This is a genomic window from Paraburkholderia sp. GAS41 (assembly GCF_050436545.1).
In the GTDB taxonomy this organism is placed as follows: Bacteria; Pseudomonadota; Gammaproteobacteria; order Burkholderiales; family Burkholderiaceae; genus Paraburkholderia.
Genome location: NZ_JBNDMK010000001.1, coordinates 583,297 through 605,136 on the forward strand (window position 1 = coordinate 583,297; position 21,840 = coordinate 605,136).

Annotated in this window: 21 protein-coding genes; 20 read left to right on the top strand and 1 reads right to left on the bottom strand. The window is 62.6% G+C overall.

Going from position 1 to position 21,840, the window contains the following annotated elements; all coding sequences use genetic code 11:
* Nucleotides 1-3 precede the first annotated feature (3 nt).
* The 16 genes from P3T43_RS02575 to P3T43_RS02650 all read left to right on the top strand — a co-directional run bounded on the left by P3T43_RS02575 (nt 4) and on the right by P3T43_RS02650 (nt 17,434).
* The gene (locus P3T43_RS02575) at nt 4-1,125 is read left to right on the top strand and encodes a glycosyltransferase family 4 protein (protein ID WP_429279449.1); all 1,122 of its coding nucleotides are present in this window, start codon (nt 4-6) and stop codon (nt 1,123-1,125) included.
* Between the two features lie 8 nt (nt 1,126-1,133).
* Nucleotides 1,134-2,387 carry a glycosyltransferase family 4 protein gene (locus P3T43_RS02580; protein WP_429279450.1) on the top strand — a complete coding sequence of 418 codons (1,254 nt, stop codon included), beginning with the start codon at nt 1,134-1,136 and terminating at the stop codon, nt 2,385-2,387.
* The gene (locus P3T43_RS02585; RefSeq protein WP_429279451.1) at nt 2,378-3,772 is read left to right on the top strand and encodes a hypothetical protein; all 1,395 of its coding nucleotides are present in this window, start codon (nt 2,378-2,380) and stop codon (nt 3,770-3,772) included. Before P3T43_RS02580 ends, P3T43_RS02585 begins: the two co-directional genes overlap by 10 nt.
* 46 nt (nt 3,773-3,818) lie before the next feature.
* Nucleotides 3,819-5,108 carry an oligosaccharide flippase family protein gene (locus P3T43_RS02590; protein ID WP_429279452.1) on the top strand — a complete coding sequence of 430 codons (1,290 nt, stop codon included), beginning with the start codon at nt 3,819-3,821 and terminating at the stop codon, nt 5,106-5,108.
* A 9-nt stretch (nt 5,109-5,117) separates the two neighbouring features.
* Entirely contained in the window at nt 5,118-6,047 is a 930-nt protein-coding gene (locus P3T43_RS02595; protein WP_429279453.1) for a glycosyltransferase family 2 protein, read from the top strand.
* Nucleotides 6,044-7,309: a polysaccharide pyruvyl transferase family protein gene (locus P3T43_RS02600; protein WP_429279454.1), complete on the top strand. Its 1,266-nt coding sequence runs from the start codon at nt 6,044-6,046 to the stop codon at nt 7,307-7,309. The genes P3T43_RS02595 and P3T43_RS02600 overlap by 4 nt, the downstream gene beginning before the upstream one ends.
* On the top strand, nt 7,306-8,589 hold the full coding sequence (locus P3T43_RS02605) for a glycosyltransferase family 4 protein (RefSeq protein ID WP_429279455.1): 1,284 nt from the start codon (nt 7,306-7,308) through the stop codon (nt 8,587-8,589). Before P3T43_RS02600 ends, P3T43_RS02605 begins: the two co-directional genes overlap by 4 nt.
* Nucleotides 8,590-8,648: 59 nt before the next feature.
* Complete coding sequence (locus P3T43_RS02610) at nt 8,649-9,827, top strand: glycosyltransferase family 4 protein (RefSeq protein WP_429279456.1); 1,179 nt, start codon at nt 8,649-8,651, stop codon at nt 9,825-9,827.
* 70 nt (nt 9,828-9,897) lie between these two features.
* Nucleotides 9,898-11,172, top strand: a complete 1,275-nt coding sequence (locus tag P3T43_RS02615; RefSeq protein WP_429279457.1) for a calcium-binding protein — start codon at nt 9,898-9,900, stop codon at nt 11,170-11,172.
* A gap of 238 nt (nt 11,173-11,410) precedes the next feature.
* Nucleotides 11,411-12,733 carry an MFS transporter gene (locus P3T43_RS02620; protein ID WP_429279458.1) on the top strand — a complete coding sequence of 441 codons (1,323 nt, stop codon included), beginning with the start codon at nt 11,411-11,413 and terminating at the stop codon, nt 12,731-12,733.
* A gap of 88 nt (nt 12,734-12,821) precedes the next feature.
* On the top strand, nt 12,822-13,319 hold the full coding sequence (locus P3T43_RS02625) for a hypothetical protein (RefSeq protein ID WP_429279459.1): 498 nt from the start codon (nt 12,822-12,824) through the stop codon (nt 13,317-13,319).
* Nucleotides 13,320-13,713: 394 nt separating this feature from the next.
* Nucleotides 13,714-14,067 (top strand): DUF4148 domain-containing protein, encoded by a 354-nt coding sequence (locus P3T43_RS02630; protein ID WP_429279460.1) that lies wholly within the window; start codon nt 13,714-13,716, stop codon nt 14,065-14,067.
* Between the two features lie 173 nt (nt 14,068-14,240).
* Nucleotides 14,241-15,029: an alpha/beta hydrolase gene (locus tag P3T43_RS02635; protein ID WP_429279461.1), complete on the top strand. Its 789-nt coding sequence runs from the start codon at nt 14,241-14,243 to the stop codon at nt 15,027-15,029.
* 198 nt (nt 15,030-15,227) lie between these two features.
* Nucleotides 15,228-16,481 (top strand): MFS transporter, encoded by a 1,254-nt coding sequence (locus P3T43_RS02640; RefSeq protein ID WP_429279462.1) that lies wholly within the window; start codon nt 15,228-15,230, stop codon nt 16,479-16,481.
* A 188-nt stretch (nt 16,482-16,669) separates the two neighbouring features.
* A complete protein-coding gene (locus tag P3T43_RS02645) occupies nt 16,670-16,957 on the top strand; it encodes a CsbD family protein (RefSeq protein WP_429279463.1) in 288 nt (95 codons plus the stop codon).
* 102 nt (nt 16,958-17,059) lie between these two features.
* Nucleotides 17,060-17,434 (top strand): phage holin family protein, encoded by a 375-nt coding sequence (locus P3T43_RS02650; RefSeq protein WP_429279464.1) that lies wholly within the window; start codon nt 17,060-17,062, stop codon nt 17,432-17,434.
* 398 nt (nt 17,435-17,832) lie between these two features.
* Here P3T43_RS02650 and P3T43_RS02655 read toward each other — a convergent pair whose 3' ends face one another.
* The gene (locus P3T43_RS02655) at nt 17,833-19,143 is read right to left on the bottom strand and encodes an NRAMP family divalent metal transporter (protein WP_429279465.1); all 1,311 of its coding nucleotides are present in this window, start codon (nt 19,141-19,143) and stop codon (nt 17,833-17,835) included.
* Nucleotides 19,144-19,167: 24 nt separating this feature from the next.
* Between P3T43_RS02655 and P3T43_RS02660 the strand changes: the two genes are divergently transcribed.
* The 4 genes from P3T43_RS02660 to P3T43_RS02675 all read left to right on the top strand — a co-directional run bounded on the left by P3T43_RS02660 (nt 19,168) and on the right by P3T43_RS02675 (nt 21,824).
* Complete coding sequence (locus tag P3T43_RS02660) at nt 19,168-19,479, top strand: hypothetical protein (RefSeq protein ID WP_429279466.1); 312 nt, start codon at nt 19,168-19,170, stop codon at nt 19,477-19,479.
* A gap of 174 nt (nt 19,480-19,653) precedes the next feature.
* Complete coding sequence (locus tag P3T43_RS02665) at nt 19,654-20,088, top strand: DUF1810 domain-containing protein (protein ID WP_429279467.1); 435 nt, start codon at nt 19,654-19,656, stop codon at nt 20,086-20,088.
* Between the two features lie 134 nt (nt 20,089-20,222).
* Nucleotides 20,223-20,648, top strand: coding sequence for a CopG family transcriptional regulator (locus P3T43_RS02670; RefSeq protein WP_429279468.1), 426 nt, complete (start codon nt 20,223-20,225; stop codon nt 20,646-20,648).
* A 66-nt stretch (nt 20,649-20,714) separates the two neighbouring features.
* On the top strand, nt 20,715-21,824 hold the full coding sequence (locus tag P3T43_RS02675; protein ID WP_429279469.1) for an extracellular catalytic domain type 1 short-chain-length polyhydroxyalkanoate depolymerase: 1,110 nt from the start codon (nt 20,715-20,717) through the stop codon (nt 21,822-21,824).
* Nucleotides 21,825-21,840: the final 16 nt, after the last annotated feature.

Genomic DNA, 21,840 nt, shown 5'->3' on the forward strand with positions numbered 1-21,840 from the left:
GTCATGAAAACGACGGCAGCGCCGCTGCGAATTGCCATCAACGGGCGCTTTCTGTTGCGCCCCGCCACGGGCGTCGACCGCTTCGCGTTCGAAGTGGTGCGTAGTCTCGACGCGTTGCTCGGCGAGCGCCATCCCGCTGTGTCCGCGATGACGGTCGAGCTACTGGTTCCCGAACGGGAAAAGCCGGTGTCGAACCCGTTTTCGCATATCGGCATGCGCGTGGTTCGCGGCGGGCAAGGTCAGCTTTGGGAGCAGTTGCATTTGCCGCGCGCGGCGCAAGGCGCCTTGCTGCTGAATCTGTGCAACACCGCGCCGCTGTTCCTGCGTCATCAGGTGGTCGTATTGCACGACGCGGCGCCGATGCGCGTGCCGGAGAGCTACAGCCGGACGTTTCGCACGTGGTACCGCCTGATGGCGCCCATGATTGGCCGCTCGTGCCGGCGCATCGTGACGGTTTCGCAGTTTTCGAGCCGCGAACTGCGCGACATCTACCGGATCCCGGCGGGGAAGATCGGTGTCGTCTCGGAGAGCGGCGAGCACATGCTTCGACCCGCGGAGGACGCCGGCATTCTGCGCAAGCACGGCCTCGGGCGGCGCCCCTTCGTACTCGCCGTGAGCAGCCTGAATCGTCACAAGAACTTCGGTCTCGTGGTCGACGCGCTGCGCCTGATGCCCGATGCGAGCTTCGATGTCGTCGTGGCAGGCGGCACCGACCCGGCGGTATACGGATCGAGCGCCGCGCCGCTGCCGGCGAGCATCAAACATATCGGCTTCGTTTCGGATGGCGAACTCAAGGCACTGTTTCGCAAGGCCGTGTGCTTCGTCCATCCTTCGCGCTACGAAGGATTCGGTTTGCCGCCGGTGGAGGCCATGACGCTCGGTTGTCCCGTGATCGCGGCGGACCTGCCGTCCGTGCGCGAGGCCTGCGGCGACGCTGCCATCTACATTTCGCCCGACGACCCGGCTGCGCTAGCCGTCCAGATCGATCGTGTGACCGCGAACAGTACGCTGCGCGCGAGTCTGCGCGAGCGCGGTCTCGCGCGAGCCGCGCAATTGACGTGGCTGGCCACCGCCGAACAACTTCTGCACGAGATATCTCCATGGACCGCATGCCCGCAAATCTAGAAGAACCGATGCGTTCGCACCCAGGCTCGTCACTGCCGCCGCACGGCGATGGCCGTCGCGAGTTTGGCCGCGTCGCTGTCGTGCACGACTGGCTGACCACCTACGCCGGATCCGAGAAGGTGCTGGCGCAGATCCTGCAGATCTGGCCGCAGGCCGATCTGTTCACGGTGGTCGATTTCCTGCCGGACGACGAGCGTGCCAAGCTGGCCGGCAAACGCGCCACGACCTCGTTCATCCAGCGCTTGCCGCGCGCGCGCACGTCATACCGCACTTACTTGCCGTTGATGCCGCTCGCCATCGAACAGATCGATGTGTCCGGCTACGACCTGGTGATTTCGTCGAGTCATGCGGTGGCGAAAGGCATCCTCACCGGACCGGATCAGTTGCATGTGAGCTACGTGCATTCGCCGATCCGCTACGCGTGGGACCTGCAGCATCGCTACCTGAGCGAATCGGGGCTGAATTCAGGGCTTAAAGGTGGCATCGCGCGCATCCTGCTGCACTACATGCGCATCTGGGACCAGCGCACTGCGCACGGGGTCGATGCCTTCATCGCGAACTCCAGTTTCATCGCGCGACGCATCCGCAAGGCATATGGCTACGATGCCGCCGTCGTGTATCCGCCCGTGGACATCGAAAGTTTTGCGCTGCGCATGCAGAAGGAAGACTTCTACCTGACCGCGTCGCGGATGGTGCCGTATAAACGCGTGCCGCTGATCGTAGAGGCGTTCGCCCATACGCCGGAGCGCCGGCTCGTCGTGATCGGCGACGGACCGGACTTCGAACGGGCCAAGGCTGTTGCGACACCTAACGTGACGCTGCTGGGCTACCAGTCGGATAGCGAGCTGATCGATTACATGCAGCGGGCCAAGGCGTTTGTGTTCGCTGCCGAAGAGGATTTCGGCATCGCGCCGGTCGAGGCGCAGGCCTGCGGGACGCCTGTGATCGCATACGGGCGAGGTGGCTCGCTCGAAACGGTGATCGCATCCGACGATGTGCTCACCCGCACAGGCCTGTTCTTCACGCATCAGTCTGTGTCCGACGTGATCGACGCAGTGGATCGTTTCGAGGCGATGGGCGACTTCGATCCGCTCGCCTGCCGCGCAAACGCCTTGCGCTTTACCGCCGAGCGCTTTCGCGACGAGCTGCTGGAGATTGTCGCGAAGCTGGCTATGCACCGGGAGGACGGAGCATCGTCCCGCATGGCGACCAGTCGTGCTGCGGCAAGCAACGTGCAACGGAGCGAGACGTCATGGATCTGAGCCTCGCGGGTGGCATCGTCATCGGCCTGGGCCTGCTGGCACTCCTGCTGCCGTATCAATGGGCCGTGTACGTGATGGTGGCGAGCACGCTGTTCGGTGCGACCGAAGCGGTGGCGTTCGGCGGCATCGGCGTGTTGCCGGCGAGCCTCTTCATGCTGTTTTTCATCGTACGGACTTTGATGCGCGAAGATTCGCGCGCCATGTGGGCCAGCGTTCGCATCGGCTCGCCTGGCTTCTGGCTGCTGCTGCTGGCCGGCTACGGATGCGTATCGGCGCTGGTGTTTCCGCGCGTTCTCGGCGATTCGACCTTCGTGTACGCGATCGATCGTTCCGATACCAGCACCGCGCAACTGACGCTGCAACCGCTCGGCCCCGTGTCCGGCAATCTCAGCCAGTCCGTGTACCTCGTCGGTGAGTGCTTCCTGTACATCGCCGCCTCCATGACGATGCGCCGCCGCGATGCCAGCAGGACCATCGCCGATGCATTCCTGTTCCTCGCAGCGCTGAACGTGATGGCGGCCGCTATCGACCTGCTTGGCGGCGCCGTAGGTGTCGACCTGCTGGATGCGATCAAGACGGCCCAGTATTCGATCATCGACGATGCCGCGATCGGCAGTGTGCGGCGCATCAGCGGCACCTTTTCGGAATCGTCCGCGTTTGCGGGGTTTTCGTTACCGCTGTTTGCGTTCGCCGCGAATCTCTGGCTCCTGGGGTATCGCCGCAAGCTGAGCGGGCCGCTCGCAGTGCTGACGGCGGCCTTTATTCTGTTGTCCACATCGAGCACCGGTTACGTTGGCCTGGGCGGTTATCTGATCGTGTTCGCGATGAGCCGATCCGGTTCGGTCGTACGCGCCAGTCGCAGAAGAAAATTCCAGGTCATGACGATCGCGTGCGTGCTGATGGTGTTCGTCGTCGGTGCGCTGATTGCGACCGACTCGCCGGTTATAACGGCAGCCGCGAATGTGATCGACCATACGCTGACCAACAAGATGGATAGTGACTCCGGAATCGAACGGAGTGCCTGGAATTTACAGTCGCTGGTGAATCTCGTCGACACCTTCGGGCTTGGCGTCGGACTCGGCAGCGCGCGAGCGTCCAGTTTCATCGCGGTCACGCTCGGCAATCTTGGTCTGCTCGGCGCGGCGCTGTTTGCACTGTTCTTTTATCGGACTGTCCGGCGCCGGACACCCGCCTTGAACTGGGGATCCGATCGGGTCGTCAGCTTCGCCGCCGTGCAGGCGCTGTTCGCGTCGCTGATCGGTGCGACCCTGTCCGGCACCGTGTTCGATCTGGGCGCGTGCACGTATCTGTTTGCGGCAGTCGCATTCGGCGTACTCGATGTCAGGCGTACACCGGTGGTGAGACGCATGGAGCGTGTCCGATGATGCGCGCAACCGGCAGAGGCCATCATTCGATGCGGGCACGAAGCTCATGAGACCCTTGTCTTCGCGTACTCAGCTGGCGGCGGTCTACCTCGCGTATGCGTTCCGCTATCTTTATCCGCTGATCATGTTGCCGTACTACGGACGCGTCTTGGGTGCGAACGGCTACGGCACCGTACTGGCGGGTACGTCTCTCGCGAATTCGTTGTGGCTTTTCGTGAGCTTCGGTTTTCCGACCGTGGGATCGCGCGACACCGTACACGCTGCAGATGCCGAGCAGCGCGCCGAGATCCTGAAGGTTCACGTCACCACGCGACTGCTGCTGTGCGTGCCGGCGATGATCGTCGGGCTGGTTGCGATCTGTTTGTCATTGACCTTCCGTAGCCGTCCTTTGACCGGAGCGATCGTGATCGCAATGGGGCTCGTGGCGGCGTTCAATGTCGGCTGGTTTCTGGTCAGCACCGGACGGGCTCTGGTAAGCGTCTGGATCGAAGTGATCGGTTTCGCGCTGTCGTTCCTGCTGATCGTCGGCTTCGTCCACCATGCGTCCGATGTCGCGCGCGTGTTTCCGCTGTTGCTCGTATCGAGCTGTATCCAGCTGGCGTTGGCCTACTGGATGATCCGCGCCGATTTCCGCGGCATGCTTGCCAGCCTGAGAGCCGCGGTGGATCTGATCCGCAAGTCGACCACCATCTTTATCTACGGCGGAACCTCCGTCTTGTTGACAGGGGCGTCGACGTTCCTGTTGTCGACAATGGCAAGCCAAACCGAGGTCAGCGCGTTTGGGATTCCTGAACGACTGATTGCCGCTGGATTGAGCCTCATGTCGCCGGCCGCGCAGATCCTCGTGCCAAAAGTGACCTACATGGTCAGCCGGGACACCCGCGAGGCCAATCGCCTGACGCGGCGCATCTTCGTGTTCTTCTTTTCAGGCGCGGCGCTCGGCGCGCTGGCGACCATCACGCTGTCGGGATGGCTGATTCCCCATGTGTTCGGCGTGGGTTTCGAGCGCAGCGTGCCCGTGCTGAATCTGATGGTGCTCGTTCTGCCCATCAGCGTCTGCACTCAGGTGCTGGGCATGTATTTTCTGGTGCCGCGCAAGCTGGAACGCTTGCTCGCGCGCTCGGGTGTGCTGAGCGCGATCGTGAACCTCGCCTGTGCGGTGCCGCTCGCGAGCCATTGGGGGGCGCTCGGCATGGCGAGCGCACGTTTGATCGGAGAACTCACCATGCTCACCGTGCTGGCTAGCGGTATGTGGCGCGCCCAATTGCTGGCAGAACTCTTCGAGACCGGCGGCAAGCTGGCCATGCCTGCCAATGACAACACCATTCGTTCATGACGGGGATTTATGACGACCTGTGACCTTCACGCTCCGCCTGGTATGGCGCCTGACCGCTCCAGCAGCATCGCGCCGCGCATCTGTGCCGGCATCGCGACACGCGGCCGGCCCGCCGAAGTGGCGACGATCGTCGCGTGCCTGCGCGCGCAAACGCTACGGCCGGCGTCGATCATCGTCGCCTGCACGAGTCCCGACGACATCGGCGCGCTGCAGGAAGCGCACGACCTGCGCATCGTCTTCGTGAAGCCGGGCCTGACGCGGCAGCGCAACAGGATTCTGGACCTCATGCCGGCGCAGACCGACTACATCGCTTTCTTCGACGATGATTTCGTCCCGCACCCGGACTGGCTGCGCGAGGCGGCCAGTGCGTTCGCGGCCGATCCGGCGCTCGCCTGTGTCACGGGGCATGTCGTCGCGGACGGCATTCTCGGTCCTGGCCTCACGGTCGACGACGCGACGCGTGCGCTGGCAGAGGTGCAGCCGGAACGGCACGGCTGGGTCCGCGATGGCTACAGTCCCTACGGCTGCAATATGGCGTTCCGTGCGTCGGCGGTGGCGACCTTGCGTTTCGATGAGCGCCTCGTGCTGTACGGCTGGCTCGAAGATCGCGATTTCGGTGCGCGCGTCGCGCAGGCCAGAGGCCGTCTCGTGAAACTCGGCACCGCGCTTGGCGTGCATCTGGGCGTGAAGCGCGGACGCGTGCCGGGTCGCCGGCTCGGCTATTCGCAAGTGATGAATCCCGTCTACATGATGCGTAAAGGCACGATGTCGCGCGGCGAAGCCTGTCTGCAGATCCTGCGCAATGTGACCGCGAACGTGTCGAAATCGGTTGCTCCGGAAACGTACATCGACAGGCGCGGCCGGCTGGTCGGCAATCTCATCGCATTCGGCGACGTGCTGCGTGGCCGCCATACGCCGGAACGCGCGGAGTCGCTGTGAACTACGCATCGCATACGCCCCGCGTCGCACTCATCAATGTCAAGTACAGTCCGAATCTCGGCGACGGGCTGCTGTCTGAATGCCTCGAAGCGGAACTGGCAAGCGTGTTGCCGTCAATCGCGATTCGCGTGATCGACCTCGCGGGCCGCACCGAGTACGACCCCGGCACACGCTCGCGCAAGTCGGTGCTGACGCTGATGCATCACAGCCCGCTCATGGTGCGCCATGCGATCGCGCAATCCGTGCTGGGCTCCAGACTGCACAGGCACCTGCGTCCGCACTGGCGCGCGGAACTCGGCCGCGTGGATGCCGTGATCGTTGGCGGCGGGAATCTGCTGAGCGACGCGGATCTGAACTTTCCGCTCAAGCTCGATGCGGTGATGGCGGAAGTGCGCAGCATGAAGCTGCCGGCCGCGGTATTCGGCGTGGGCGTTTCCGACAACTGGACGCCCCGCGGAGAATCCCTGTTCCGGCGTGCGTTCGGCGGACCGCAACTGTTCCATGCCTCGGTGCGCGACCCGCGCTCAGCCGAAATCTGGCGCCAGCGTCTGAGTCCAGCCGGCATTCCACCTGCCCAGGTCGTGCACGACCCCGGGCAACTGGTGTCGCGGCACGTGGCGCGCAGCCGGTCGCGAGACAGGGCGGGTACGGTGATCGGTCTCGGTCTGACCCATCCGATCGCACTCAAGTACCACGGCGGCAACACCCATATCTCCACCGCGGCACAGGCGGCGTGGTATTGCGCGCTGGTTCGGGCGGGCAGGGCGCGCGGTTGGCGCTTCGTCGTGTTCGCGAACGGAAGTCCTGAGGACGAAGCCTATCTCGGCGAGTTGCGCCCCGCGCTTGCCGACGCGGCCGGCCGCGAGCACATCACCTTCGCGCCGCGCGCGGACACGCCATCCGATCTCGCGCGACTGATCTCGTCGTTCGACCTGCTGATGGCACATCGGCTGCACGCCAATATTGCGGCGTTTTCGTATGGCATCCCGCAGATCGGTTTCGCGTGGGACGTCAAGCTCGAAACATTTCTTGCCCAGGTCGGGCGAGGGCATTGTCTGTGCCGGGTGGGTGCCGATGCGATCGAGGCCGTCGTCGATCTCGCGGCACGGCAGCTCGGCGAGGGCGTCGATGCGCGGATGCATCGCAGCGTCATCGCACAGGCGCGCGAGCACGTCGCTGGTCTGGCTACTGCGCTGCTGGCAGCGACGCGCTCGCGTGCCACGGACGATTTCGCGCAGACTGCGCTGGAGGCACGCGTATGACCACGATGCGGCCAGACCGGCTGGTGATTGTCAACGATGCGTCGGTGGCGAACGGCGGCGCCACCGCGCTCGCCTTGCTCGAAGCACGCCTGATGCGCGCACGCGGAATCGAAGTCACCTATATCACGGGCGATGCCGGGGCCAATCCCGAGTTCCAGGCGTGTGGCCAGGACACGATCGGACTCGGGCGCGCACCGCTCTTGCAGGCGGGCGTGGGCGCGCTGCGTCAAGGCGTGTACAACGCAGACACGGTGACCATGCTAAACGGCTGGATTGCGCAACACGACACACCGGGAACCGTCTACCACGTGCATGGCTGGAGTCAGATCCTGTCGCCCTCGGTGTTCACGGCATTGAATCGCGTGCGCGAACGGATGGTGATTACCGCGCACGACTTCTTTCTCGTCTGCCCGAATGGGGCATTTGCCGACTATCGCGCAGGCACGGTCTGCACACGCGTGCCGCTCGGCGTCGCGTGTCTGACGCGGCATTGCGACAAACGGCATTACATCCACAAGGTATGGCGCACGGTCCGGCAGGCGGTGCAGTCGCACACGCTGCACTTCGCTCCGAACGGGCCACGCGTGCTGATGGTGCATGCCGCGATGCGTGAACCGCTCGAACGCGGCGGGATTCCCGCGGCCAGTCTGCAGGCGGTGCCGAATCCCGTCACGCCGTGGAGCGATACGCGCATCGCCGCGGAACACAACCGCGAATTCATTTTCGTGGGACGTCTCGCCGCGGAGAAGGGCCCCGACCTCGCCGCCGCCGCCGCGCGTCGTGCCGGCGTGCGGCTCGTGATGATCGGCGACGGTCCGATGCTGCCGGCACTGCGGGCCGCTTACCCCGAGGTCACATTCTGCGGCAGGTTGACGCCGCAGCAGGTCGCACGGCGCGTGCAGTCCGCGCGCGCGCTGCTGATGCCGTCACGCTATCCCGAGCCCTATGGGCTCGTGGCAGCCGAGGCCATGTGGAGTGGCTTGCCGGTGATCGCTTCGCGATCGGCGCTGCTGGCAGCGGATATTGTCGGCTGCGGGGCGGGGGAGGTGTGCGACCCCACTGACGAACCGGCGTTTGCCGACGTTATTGCCCGCATCGCACGGGATGACGAGGCGACCCGGCAGATGAGCCTGACCGGCCACACGGCGACGCGCCACGTGGGGCTGTCGCCGGACGCATGGGCGGAACGCCTGCTGGCAGTCTTTGCGGACTGCCGAACGACCCAACCAGTGATCACCGGCTCCATACCGTTGATGAGCAACCCGTTGAGCGAAAGTTAGCCATCCGATACATTGCGCTGTCGATGTCAGGCGCGGTCGGTCAATTTTAGGGAAAGCACGTGATTCAGCGGATCTTCAAGCTGGCAAAAACCTTGTACCTGTCCGTATTCATGAGCGTGGCCTATCGGGCCATGCGCCACAAAAGAAAGGATCTGACGAGCGAGCGCTCGCCCGGCTCGATCAAGATCGTTTGCCGGTATGGGTTAAAAAACGGACTGGCAAATGGGGCGGTTTACAACGGCCTTGCACTCGAGACGCTGGGATACGCGGTCGAGCAGCCCGACGTCACCGCGGCGATGCGCAATCCGTTCAAAACGATCTTCTGCCGGAAGGGCGGCCTGTTCATCTTTCATTGTGCGGCACCGCAGTTTCTGTTGCTCGCCTGGCCGCTACGGCGTCTCATCCGCAGTGGCAAGACCATTGGCTATTTCGCGTGGGAGTTGGCCGAGCCGCCTCGCGACTGGCCGAAATACAAGGACGTCTGGGACGAGATCTGGACACCGAGCCGGTTTTCGGCGCAGAGCCTGGCCAAACTCTATGACTGTCCAATCCGGGTCGTGCCCCATGTGCTATTGGAAAAAGGCAGCCCGCGTGGCTGGCGCAAGGGCGAAGAGGCTTTGACCTTCCTGACCATGGCAGATGCGCGCTCGAGCCTTGCGCGTAAAAATCCCCGTGCGGCCGTCGAGGCGTTTCGTCGCGCCTTCCCGAATGAATGGGACGTCTCTCTGGTGATCAAATTGCAGGCGAATCAGGCGTCGGAGGAAGTGAACACACTTCTCTCCGAGGCTGAAGACGATCCCCGCATCTGCATCATCCAGGAAACGATGACGCGAGCCGAAGTGGACCGGCTGTTTTCGGACGCTCACGTGTACGTTTCGCTGCACCGTGCCGAAGGGTTCGGATTACCGCTGCTGGAAGCGCGCCTGTTTGGACTTGCCACGCTCGCCACGGCCTGGTCAGGCAATCTAGACTTCATGAGCGAAGAGGACAGCGTACTGATTCCCTGCGAACTAGCCACGATGCGCGACGAAGGTGGCGTCTACGGTGAGGTGACGTGGGCGGAGCCTGATGTGGATGCCGCAGCGCTCGCCATGCGCCGCTTTTACGAAGACCCGGCATATCTCGCCAGAATCGCCAAGGCCGGCTGGGAAGCCAGCAGTCCCGAGCGTCAGTTGGCACGCCTCGCCGAAGCTCTGAGGATACCTGATGAACCTCTCATGCTGGACGCGTCGACGTGACGCTGAGTGGGACAGCCGGTTCAGCAGATGGAACGGTTCACCTCAGTCGTGCAAGCGGAATGGGTATCGAATGAATAAGATTGCATTTAACGTGGTCGTGTTTTCGTGCGTCACCGGAATGTTTTGTGCACCGACAGTCGCGGATGAAGCGATGACGGTGAGCCGCTTTGTAGACGGCATTGCGGTCAACACCCACGTCAATTACACGGATGGCGCCTACGCCAACCTGAAGAATGTGCGAGACGATCTGGTCTGGCTCGGCGTGAGCCACGTCAGGAATGCCGCGCCCGGCGGATCGGCGCCGATCTCCTCGTATCTGTATCTTGCACGCGCGGGCATCAAGTTCGATTTCACCGTTCGACCCGATGTCACGCAGTCGCTCGCACAGATCAGGCTGGTCGAAGCAGTCTCGCCCGGTAGCGTCGAAGCCGTGGAGGGACTCAACGAGATCAACAACTGGCCGGTGACCTATGGCGGCCTCACGGGCGAAGCAGCAGGCCTCGCGGCCCAGCAGGCGATCTATGCCTTCGTGCATGGCGATGCATCGCTTGCCGGTGTTCCCGTCTACGATCTCACGGGGTACGACCTCCAGCGCGTCACGAGCGGGTCTGGCGCCGCTGACTATGCCAACCAGCACGTCTATCCCCAGAACGGCGAACAGCCCGGCTACAACGCCAACGGCGACGCGTGGATGGGAGCGGGAATCAAGGGCCTGGCGAAAATGGGTCTGCCTATGGTCATCACCGAGTTTGGCTATTTCAGCCTGCCGCAGAGCGGTTGGTATCAGATCGGCGTTGATGAGGAAAGCCAGGCAAAAGGCATCCTCAACGGCGTGTTGGATGCGGCCATATCAGGCGTATCGAGACTTTACCTCTACGAATTGCTGGACGAAAAGGCGGATCGGCCTCGCGTCGACGCTGGGATGCACTACGGTCTGTTCAGCTTCGACAACCGGGCAAAACCGGCCGCCATGGCGCTGCACAATCTCATTGCCATATTGAAAGCCAACGACGACACGGCGTTGCAGCGTGGAGATGGGCGGGCGTGGCGTTATACGTTGCCTGACCTGCCGCCGTCTGCCAGAAGCCTGCTGTTGCGCAAGGCCGACGGAACGTTCGTACTCGCCTTGTGGAACGAAACGCCGTTCTGGGACCGGGCGAGGGGAACACCGTTGACCTCGGCGCCGGTACCCGTTTCGGTCGATCTGGGCCGCACGGCCACGCGGGTGACGGTCTATGACCCGCTGAGCGGCAGCGCTGCTATCCAGACACAGCAGAACGTCAAACAGGTACGGGTCGACGTGCCCGATCATCCTGTTTTGCTCAAGGTGGTGTTTCCGGACTAGTGCCTCGCGTCTCGCCCCATACGTCTTGCGCTATTCACATGCTCCGATAACGCAAACGCTATCGGCCCATCCGGTTTCGACATTGGAGCCGGCACGCCTCATCCGTACACTTGTCGTTCAGTGCTTGCTGAGAAGCATTGTGTCGAGCCATGCAGGCCATTGGCCGCGCATACGGCCCACGACGATACCCACGACAACGAAAAATGGCCGCCCCAGGCCATCTCGACGGAGACGCGAGTTGGACAAACAGACCTTTCCTGCCACCGCCGCCGCGGCGCGGCCCGCTCGCTTCAATTACCGCTGGCACGTGCTGCTGTGGCTGCTGGTCGGCGGGATCATCAATTACATGGACCGTGCCAGCCTCTCGATCGCCGCGCCCGGCATGATTCACGAACTCGGCCTGACGCGCACGCAGATCGGGCTGCTCGGCAGCGTGTTCGCGTGGACCTATGCGGTGATGCAGTTGCCCGCGGGCTGGGTGATCGACCGCTTCGGCGCCAAACGGGCTTACGCGCTGGGCATGATCTGGTGGAGCGTCGCGACCTGGTTGACAGGCGTGGTCGGTTCGATCTCCGCCTTGCTGGTGATGCGGGCGCTGCTCGCCGTGGGGGAGGCGCCGTGCTGGCCGACCTCGGCGAAAATCACCGCGGCGTGGTTTCCTGCCAAGGAACGCGGGTTCGCAACAGGCGTGTGGGATTCGTCGTCCAAGTGGGGACCGGCGCTGGCTCCGGCCATGCTGGTCGCGCTGATGATCGCGTTCGGCTGGCGCTCGCTGTTTCATGTGACGGGCGCGTTCGGGATCGCCTTTGCCCTGCTGTTCCTGATGCTCTATCGCAATCCGGTCGACAGCAAACGTCTGTCGAAGGAGGAATTCGCCTATATCGAAGCAGGCGGCGGCGGTCATGAACGCTCGCTGACCACCTCGTCGATCCGCTGGCGCTCCCTGTTCACACGCCGCAGCGTGTGGGGCATGATTCTCGGCTACTTCTGCACGATCTGGCTGTGGAACATCTTCCTCGTGTTCCTGCCGCTCTATCTGCTGGACCGTTTTCATATCTCGTTCACGCAGCTTGGCGTGGTGGCCGGCATTCCCTGGGCCGGCGGCGCCGTGGGTGAAATCGCGGTGGGTTATCTGGCCAAGAAGATGGTCGACCGCCAGTGGGTCTCGCCGATCGACGCCAAGCGCCTGCTGATCGCCTGTTGCGCGGCAGGCGCCGCCGTGTGCGCGATCGCGTTGCCGTTCACCCATGCACTTAGCGTGACACTCGCGCTGTTTACGGTTGGCCTCGCGTTCATCGCTGCCGTGGTCGGTTCGGCGTGGGCGCTCGCGGCCGATGTTGCGCCGTCGTCGATGGTAGCGTCGGTAAGCGCGATCCAGAACTTCGGCGGCTACTTCGGCGGGGCGTTTTCGCCTGTCGTCGCCGGCTTTATCGTCGACCGTACGGGCTCGTATGCGCTCGCGTTCATCTCGGGCGGCATCATTGCCGGATGTGCCGCGCTGTTTTACTGGTTCATGGCGCGCGAGCCGATCCGCGACGACAGCGCCGCGCCGGCAGCTTGACGTCAGCCGGTAGTGGGCAGGTCGGCGCTCACTCAACGACCTCTGGGTCGTATATGCTTCGGCTTGCCCCGCCTTACCGGAGATACCTGTGTCCAATTGGCCGCGCCTCGCCCTGATGAGCATGCTCATCCTTTTCTTGCCGGCCCTCGCTCATGCGGAGCGATGCTGGATGGTGGGGTGCACCGGTAACATTGGCTATGTCTATCTCCCCGATAGTCAAATCGCGTTGCAGCAAGACACGCGCTTCGTGACCGTCAACTCGGTTCGCTACACGCTCGACACGTCCGGCAAGCTCCTGCGCGACTATGGTCTGCCCGCTCTCGGGTCGACTGTCACGCTGAACAATGCGGCCGTTCTGCTGCCGTATCAGGCGCTCAGTCAGCCATCCGTTCTCAAAGAGACTACCAGGTGGCCTTATGACTACAACGCGCCCGGAAAAACTGCTTCGCTCTACCAGTACAAGATCGACGAAGCGCTGGGCAATGCCCTACGCGCAGGCGCGACCCTCCAGGTGATGGGCTACCTCGGCGATCGGGCCTGGGGATATTCCCATCTCTTCATGCTCGTCATGGTGAAATCCGACTGAGTCCGACGCGCGCTATCGAGCGCGTTTTTGGTGCGCCAGTGAAATGCGCGCTAGTCGCATCGAGTTTCGCGCCTTGTCAGAGGCATTTCGCGCCGCGTGAGACCAACTGGTCGCAAATCACTGGAGAGCCGGGCACACCGGCATCAATATCCGTCTGTCGCAAGCAAGTGAAGCCCGGCTTCACCCAGTAGAGGGTTGCCGAGGGGTGACCACCAGCGTTTGATCGTCCGCGAAAAAACCCTGGAATAAACCCCAATGCCTTGTGTTCGCCCTGATGTAGACGCAGTAAGCGGTGCGCAGGAAGCGGCGGCAGGGCAGAACCAGACGAACCACTGTCAGCCGGAAGGCAGTTTTCCCTCTCGATTCATTTTATATTTAATCAGGAATCTTAATCATGTCGAAGATGCTCGCAAGTCTCGTTCTCGCCGCTGCCGCGCTTGGCGCGCCCGTTCTCAGCTTTGCACAGTCGAATGCGCCGCTCACGCGTGCGGAAGTTCGTGCGGATCTGGTTCGTGTCGAGCAGGCCGGATATACGCCGTCCACCAACGACCAGAACTACCCGGCAGACATTCAGGCCGCGGAAGCGAAAGTCGCTGCGCAGAACGATCAGCAATTGACGCGCGAAGCCGTAGGCGGCGTCGCCCAGAACGGCAGTTCGGCATCAGGTGCGGCATCGCACGCCGCGATGCACCCCAGCGCGGGCTGCGTGGGTCCGGTCAGCTTCTGCAACACCTTCTTCGGAAGCTGAATGATGGAGTCAGGAACCTGCGTCATGGCCTGTGTTGCGCAGGATTCCAGACTGTTCGAATTGCAGAGGTAGATGGCTTGATAAACAGAATGCGCCCGCGTTGTTCTATGGGGTCGTCGGTCAAGCCGGCTATTTTTCAAAAAAATAAATGCTTATATTGATGGAGTTTCGCCGTGAAGATTTTGCCTCTCGCCGCATCGATCCTTTCCTTGTCCGCCTGTCTGTTTGCATCAACCGGTGCCACGGCGCAGACCACCCAGCCCGCGCCGATCAAGAACATTGTGCTGGTGCACGGCGCATGGGTGGATGGCTCGGGTTGGAAGCCGGTCTATGACATCCTGACCCGCGACGGTTACCACGTTACCCTGGTGCAGGAACCGTTGACCTCGCTGGACGACGACGTCAGCGCCGCCAAACGCGTGATCGACCTGCAGGACGGCCCGACCATTCTCGTCGCGCACAGCTACGGCGGTTCGGTGATCACCGAAGCCGGTGTCGATCCGAAAGTGGCGGGTCTGGTGTACGTGGCCGCGCATGCGCCGGCAGTCGGCGAAGACGAGTCGGATCTCGGCAAGCAATATCCCAGCTATACGTCGAAGCAGCCGGGCGCGATCAGGAAGACCGACGACGGCTATACCTACCTGAACCCGGCGGACTTCCCGAAAGACTTCGCGGCCGATCTGCCGCTCAAGCAGGCCCAGTTCGAAGCGCAGTCGCAGATCCTCACGGCCGCGAAGGTGTTCTCGGCGCCGATGACCGTCGCCGCATGGACCACCAAGCCGAGTTGGGGGATCGTCGCGGCCGACGACAAGATCATCAATCCGGATCTCGAACGCTTCTACTATCAGCGCGCCCATAGTCACACCACCGTGCTGGCCGGTGCGAGCCACTCGGTCTACGAATCGCGTCCGAAGGAAGTTGCTGCCGTGATCGAAGACGCAGCAAAGCACGCCAAGCAGTAAGGCGCCGCCGCAGTCCGGGCAGACCAGTATTGCCAATACTAGTATGACTGCTGGACTGGCTGTCGATGCCGCGATTCCGTAGCATGGCCCATGGCCGCTCCGGCGCGACACCACCTGTCGCGCCGGCTCCGCAGCGGCAATCCCGACGTGACGCGGTGGAGTCAAAAGCCCACGGCCACGTCTACTCCGGATCGAGCCATGGCGAACCCGCAACAAAGCGTCACGCAAATCTCCCCCTCTTCGGCGCACGACGGCGCCACGCACTGGAAGCGCAATCTCATCGTCTGCGTGTTCGGCTCCTTTACCACCATTGTGGCGATGACCTTGCTGCTGCCGTTTCTGCCGCTCTACGTCGAGGAACTGGGCGTCAAGAGTCACGCGGCGATCGTGCAGTGGTCTGGTGTCGCGTACGGCGCGACCTTTCTGTCCGCCGCGTTTACCGCGCCGTTGTGGGGCAAACTCGGTGACCGGTATGGCCGCAAGCTAATGCTGATTCGTGCCAGCCTCGGTATGGCGGTCGCCATGTCGCTGATCGGCATGGCCCATAACGTCTGGCAACTGGTGGCGTTGCGTCTGCTTGCGGGGTTGCTGGGCGGTTATGCGTCTGGCTCCACCGTGCTGGTCGCCACCCAGACGCCCAAAGCGCGCTGTGGCTGGGCGCTGGGCATGCTGGCCTCGGGAATCATGGCCGGCAATCTGGCGGGCCCGTTGATCGGCGGGTCGTTGCCGCCGCTCATTGGCGTGCGGGCCACTTTCTTCGCGGCGGGCGCGTTCATCTTTATCGCGTTTCTCGCCACGGCGTTCCTCCTCAAGGAAGATCCGCACCGCGCCGCCACGAAAAGCGCGGCACAGGCGGTCAACTGGCAGGCCATCGCGGACCGGCGCCCGGTGGTCGCCATGCTCGTCACGGGGACCTTGCTGATGGTGGCGAATATGTCCATCGAGCCCATCATTACCGTGTTCGTCGCGCAGATCGTCGAGCTGCGTCAGGTGACGTTCGTTGCGGGGCTGGTCATGTCCGCGGCGGCGCTCGGCAGTATTCTCTCGGCCTCGCGTCTCGGACGGCTGGCGGACCGGGTTGGCCACCGGAATGTGATCGTCGGCTGTCTGGCGGTGTCGGCGGTCCTGCTGATCCCGCAGGCGTTCGTGACGGCCGGGTGGCAGCTCGTTGCGCTGCGCTTCCTCATGGGCATGGCATTAGGCGGCCTCTTGCCCTGTGTGGCGAGCGTGATACGGCATAGTGTGCCGCAGGGCATCGCCGGGAAAATGCTCGGCTATTCGACCTCGGCGCAGTATGCGGGGCAGGTGCTCGGGCCGCTGCTGGGCGGCTTCGTTGGAGGACACTTCGGCATGCGCGCGGTGTTTCTGGGGACCTGTGTCTTGATGGCCGCCGGGGCGGTCTACAACCAGATCAACCGGGCCACGGTCAGCCGTGGCTCCGTCGCGCTTTAAGTCGAGGCAAATCCCAGTTGCCGGTGAGCGGTACGAACCGTTCAGGATGCCTCGGCATCAGACCGCTCCACATCGAGGCGTGATTCTTGCGGCGCTTGTTAGCGCGGGCCCGAATGCCGTCTACTCGGGTCCACGCGCGGAAATCACCCTGCGGCCGCCGGGCCGCATACATACCGAAGGAGTACTCCATGGAAACGACCAAAGTGGAAGGCACGTTACGCGAAGTGACGGGCAAGGTAGAGGAAGCGGTAGGCGGTCTGCTTGGCGATACGGGCGCACAGTTGAGCGGAAAAGCAAAAGAACTCGGGGGCAAAGCGCAGAAACTCTCTGCTGACTTCGCCGATATGCTGCGCGATACGACGCTCGAGCGGCCCCTCATGGCACTGGGGATTGCAGCAGGTGTGGGCTTTGTATTAGGAATGCTGAGGGCGGCGAACCGTGCATCGGCAGACGACGTCCGTCGCAGCAGGAGATAGCGGTTAGAAGTGCCATCATTTTCTGCCATGCGCAGAACAGTGCTTCCGATGGCGTAAGCGCGGCCCGGTCGACGCGGAATATTTGCCCGCAGGAGTGTCAGCATGTCAATCCATTCTAGAGTCACGAGTTGGCGCAACGTAGGGCGGTTCTGTGTGGAACGGGCGGCGGACTACAGCGAGCTGCTGGCGCTCGAACTGGAGCAGACCAAACGACGCCTGATTCGTGAAGTGGGCGCGCTGGTCGCGATGGCGGTAGCGGCGCTCTTTGCGCTAGCTTTTGTCTGCATTGCGATCATCGCAACCGCGTGGCAAACCGCATACTTTCTAACCGTGGTGTGGGGCGTGTCGGCAGGCTGGCTCGTGCTGGCGCTGCTGGCGTATCTTGTCGTGCGCGCGCAGAAGCCGGCACGTTCGCTACATCTGTTGCACGCCGAACTGATGAGCGATCTCGAGACCGTAAAGGAGGCTCTCAAATGAACCACGGAAGCTTGAGCCACGAGGACGCGCGGGCCGTGATCCTGTTACGCATGGAAGCCTCGCGGGCAGCACTGCTTGCGACCCGCGCGCTGCCTGCGCAAGATTCAGGGCAACGCAGAGGTGCGTTCACCGGAGCGGTGAGCGTCGCGTCAGCATTTAAAACGGCGCCGCGCGTCGGACTGCTTTTGGCGCTTTGCGTTGCCGCTGTTGCGTTTGGCCCGCGGCGAGCGATAACGGTGGCGGCCAGGTCCGCACTGACGGCATGGCTCGCCGGGAGTGCCAGGAAACTTGCGAGTGGTGGATAGCGACTAGCGGGAACGCCGGATGTTGTGATCGTGGTTATTCGCGGCCTCGTGCTTTCCCATGCAATGCCGCCACCAAGGTTATTGCCTGAGTTCTTACGACAACCACTCGCATGCGAATCGCGCACAGAACGCCGCGCTCATGCCCAACACGGCAATCCAGCACAGTGCACGTAATATCCAGTGCGCGCTGAGATCGCCTACGGCAGAGCGCTTCGTACTCAGCAGGACGAGTAACACCATGACAGGGGTCGCCGTCGAACCATTCAATACTGCTGCCCAATACAGCAAGCGGCCGGGCTCGAATCGCAGCAGCGACAGCACCACACCCAGCGCGACGCCCACCGCCATGACGACGAGCAACGCCCGCGCAATGACGCGATCACGCTCTTCGCCACGCCCCCGTTCCAGCGCGCTTGCCGCGGCGTGCGCGGCGGAACCCGCGAGCGGCGGCAACGCGAGCAGCGCGGTGCCGATGAACGCAAGCCCCAGCACAGGACCCGCAAATGCGTGCGTCAGAGGCTCGATGATACGCGCGGCATGGTCGACATCATGGAGGCCGGCCCGCATCGAATGTAGCGTCGCTGCGGCGGCGCACAGGATGAAGATACCCACTGAATTCGACAATGCGGTCCTGATTAGCGTCTCTCTACGCGCCCTGGTCAAGCGACGTTCGAGCGCCGCGGCGCGGTCTTCGTGTCGCTTGTCATGGTCGGTCCGCAAGAGTTCTACTTGCTGTTCCGCCTGCGAATAGAGGAGATATGGACTGATCGTCGTGCCAAGCACGGCGAGGAGCATTGTGAAGTAGTCGGCGCTCCAGTCGATGTGTGGGATAAATGCCTGAAAAGCCACTTCGCGCCACGGCAGATACCGCACCAGGGTGACCCCGACGTAAGCGAAGAGGCTTGCCGTCAGCCATTTCAGCACCTGGGCGTAGCGGGCATAGGGCACGCACCATTGAAGCGTCATCGATACCAGCCCGAAGACTGCGGCAAACACGATGACCGAGCCATGCCACAGAAATTGCGCGGCCACGCCCATCGCGACGACATCCGCCGCGATGTTGAACGTGTTCGCTATCAGGAAGCGCGCCACAGCCAGATAAAACAGCGCCGGCGAATAGTGCTCACGCATGTTGGCCGTGAGCCCTTTGCCCGTCGACACAGCAACGCGCGTCGCCACGAGCTGAAACGCCACCATCGACGGATACGACAGGACGCACGCCCACAGCATCTCGTAGCCGAATTGCGCGCCCGCTAGCGAATACGTAACGATACCGCTGGGGTCGTTGTCCGAGGCCGCCGAGACGAGTCCGGGCCCCATATCGGCGGCCCAGGAGCGAGCGGGGGTCTCGTCGTGATCCTGTGCATTCCGGGCGCTCGCGTGCCGGACTGTGCGTTCCATCATGAGGTCTCCCGCCAGACAACACGCATGCTGAAACAAGCAACGACTGTTCCCGGCTGGCAACGTGTGGCGATGACGGTGTCCGTACTCGTTCCGAAATCAACTGACCCGCCAGGTACGTTCGATGCTGCGCAGCATGGCATCACCCACCGGAGCGCAGCCATGCAAACAGACCCCACCATTGATCCCGTCGCAGATCCCGCCAATCAGCCTCTGGATGAACCGGAAGATCAGCCACGTCCGCTGCCAGGTACGCTGCCGCGAAGGGATCCGCTGGCCCCGGATGTTTCTACTGAGGACGACGGACTCGGCACAGATGAGTCGTTGCGTCCAGACTAGAGGTTGCCCGATCCCGCGTTTCTAAACGGTCCCTGAGCGGACTCGCGGGGATGGCGCTTACCAATATCAGCAGGGGCTCTTACGCGTATCATTTGCAGAGGCCGTCAATTGCAGCAAAGCGGTCGACATCGCAACATGGAGCCAGGACCGCGGCATGGATCGGGAGCCCAGCAGATGAACGATCCGTACGACCTCCAGCGCTTCGTCGACGCCCAGAATCCGGTGTTCGCCCAGGTATGCGCCGAACTGGCAAGTGGCCGCAAGCGCAGCCATTGGATGTGGTTCATATTTCCGCAAATTCGCGGGCTGGGTAACAGCGCCATGGCGCAACGCTTTGCGATTTCTTCGTTGGAAGAAGCGCGCGCCTATATGGATCACGCTGTATTGGGCGAGCGCCTGCGCGAAACGACGCGGCTCGTCAATCAAATCGAAGGACGCTTGATCGAGGAAATTTTTGGCTATCCTGATCATCTGAAGTTTCGATCCTCGATCACACTGTTCTCGCGCGCCACGGACGATCATCAGGTTTTCGTCGACGCGTTGCGTCAATACTTCAACGGCGAGGCCGAGCCCGACACGCTGCGCCTGACGGGTCAGCGCGAGGCATAAACGCAGCGCTGAGAATTCCACCGCTTGCCGCACAGCGAATTCAGTCCGACCCCAAATGACTATGTTGCAGTGCATCCAGAATAAGTCTATAACCATCCATATGGATGTTCTATAGATGGTTATGGGATGGGAAAATGAAAAATCCTGCAACGTCTGAGGGCACGCGCCCCAAGGGCGGCGAGTCGGAAAAGATCACCATCAATCTCGGGCCGGTCGACCTCGGACAGATCGATCTTCTGGTTGAAGAAGGCTTTTATTCGAACCGCACGGACCTGATTCGCACGGCCATTCGCAACCAGCTCGCGCTGCATGCGCAGGTCGTGCAGGAAACCATTACACGTCGTGCGCTCGTACTCGGGTTGCAGCACTTTTCCCGGCAGGACCTCGAGGCGGTGCGAGCCGCTCATCAACGCCTGAGCATTCAGGTGCTGGGGCTGGCGAGCATTGCCACTGATGTCTCCGCAGAACTAGCACTCCAGACCATCGAAAGCGTGGTGGTACTGGGCGCGTTTCACGCTTCGCCAGCCGTGAAGGCTGCACTCGCGGACAGAATCCGCTAATCGTGCGAAGACCAGCACGCTCCAACCCCAACGATTCCCAGACCAGCTTGCTCACCGGACAAGGTTATGAAACTGAACGAAGGATTCCTAAGCTCGATGCACGAAGCAATGACGCTGCTGCGTACTCGCGGCGCTGCGGAAGCAACCGAGGTAATACAACGTGCATTGCGAGGCGAGTCCACCGCTGCTGCGGCTGCTGCTGCGAGCGGACGTGTGCCGCAAAACGAGATGCCGATACCCGCAGCTTCCGCGTGTGCAAACGTGAGGAAGCGCACAACGTTCGCACGCACGACGCAGGAAGCAAGCGTCGAAGTGGAGGAACGCGGCCATTTCAGCAGGCTGGTTTATTCGAATGCTGCCGGCAGGCGTCAATATCGGCTCTATGTCCCTGCGGGGACGACGGGTGAGCCACTTCCATTGATCGTGATGCTGCACGGTTGCACGCAGGACGCCGATGATTTCGCGAGAGGCACGCAGATGAACGCGCTTGCCGAACGGCATCGATGCCTCGTTGCTTATCCGGTGCAGCCACAGGCAGCCAATCCGTCGAAGTGCTGGAACTGGTTCAAACCCGACGACCAGCAGCGCGAGCGCGGTGAGCCTTCGTTGATCGCAGGCATCACAGGTGAAATCATCGCGTCCCATCACGTCGATCCTGCACGGGTTTACGTTGCAGGCATGTCCGCGGGCGGCGCCATGGCGGCCATCATGATTGAATCGTACCCCGAACTGTACGCCGCAGCCGGTGTGCATTCCGGTCTACCCGCGCGCTGCGCGCATGATTTACCTTCTGCGCTCGCGGCCATGAAAGGCGGTAGACGCGTAGCAGGAGAAGGCCGCACAAGGAATGGCGCGAATTCACCGCAACGGCCCATGATCGTCTTTCACGGCGACGCTGATGCAACGGTGCACATCACGAATGCGACGCGGATCGTGCAGCGTTTTGGCGTTCAACCGGGCCCGCAGGAAACCCGTCGCGTCAATGCAGGGCGGCGGGCCTGCAGCGTGTCAAGCTGGGTCTCCAGTGACGGTATTGACGCAGAATTGTGGACCATTCATGGCGCGCCGCATGCGTGGGCTGGAGGCAATGGCCAAGGCAGCTATACGGACCCGAGTGGTCCCGACGCGAGCGCCGAAATGCTGCGTTTCTTTCTCGATCATCCACGGCCTGAATGATGCGTCTGCACGACGC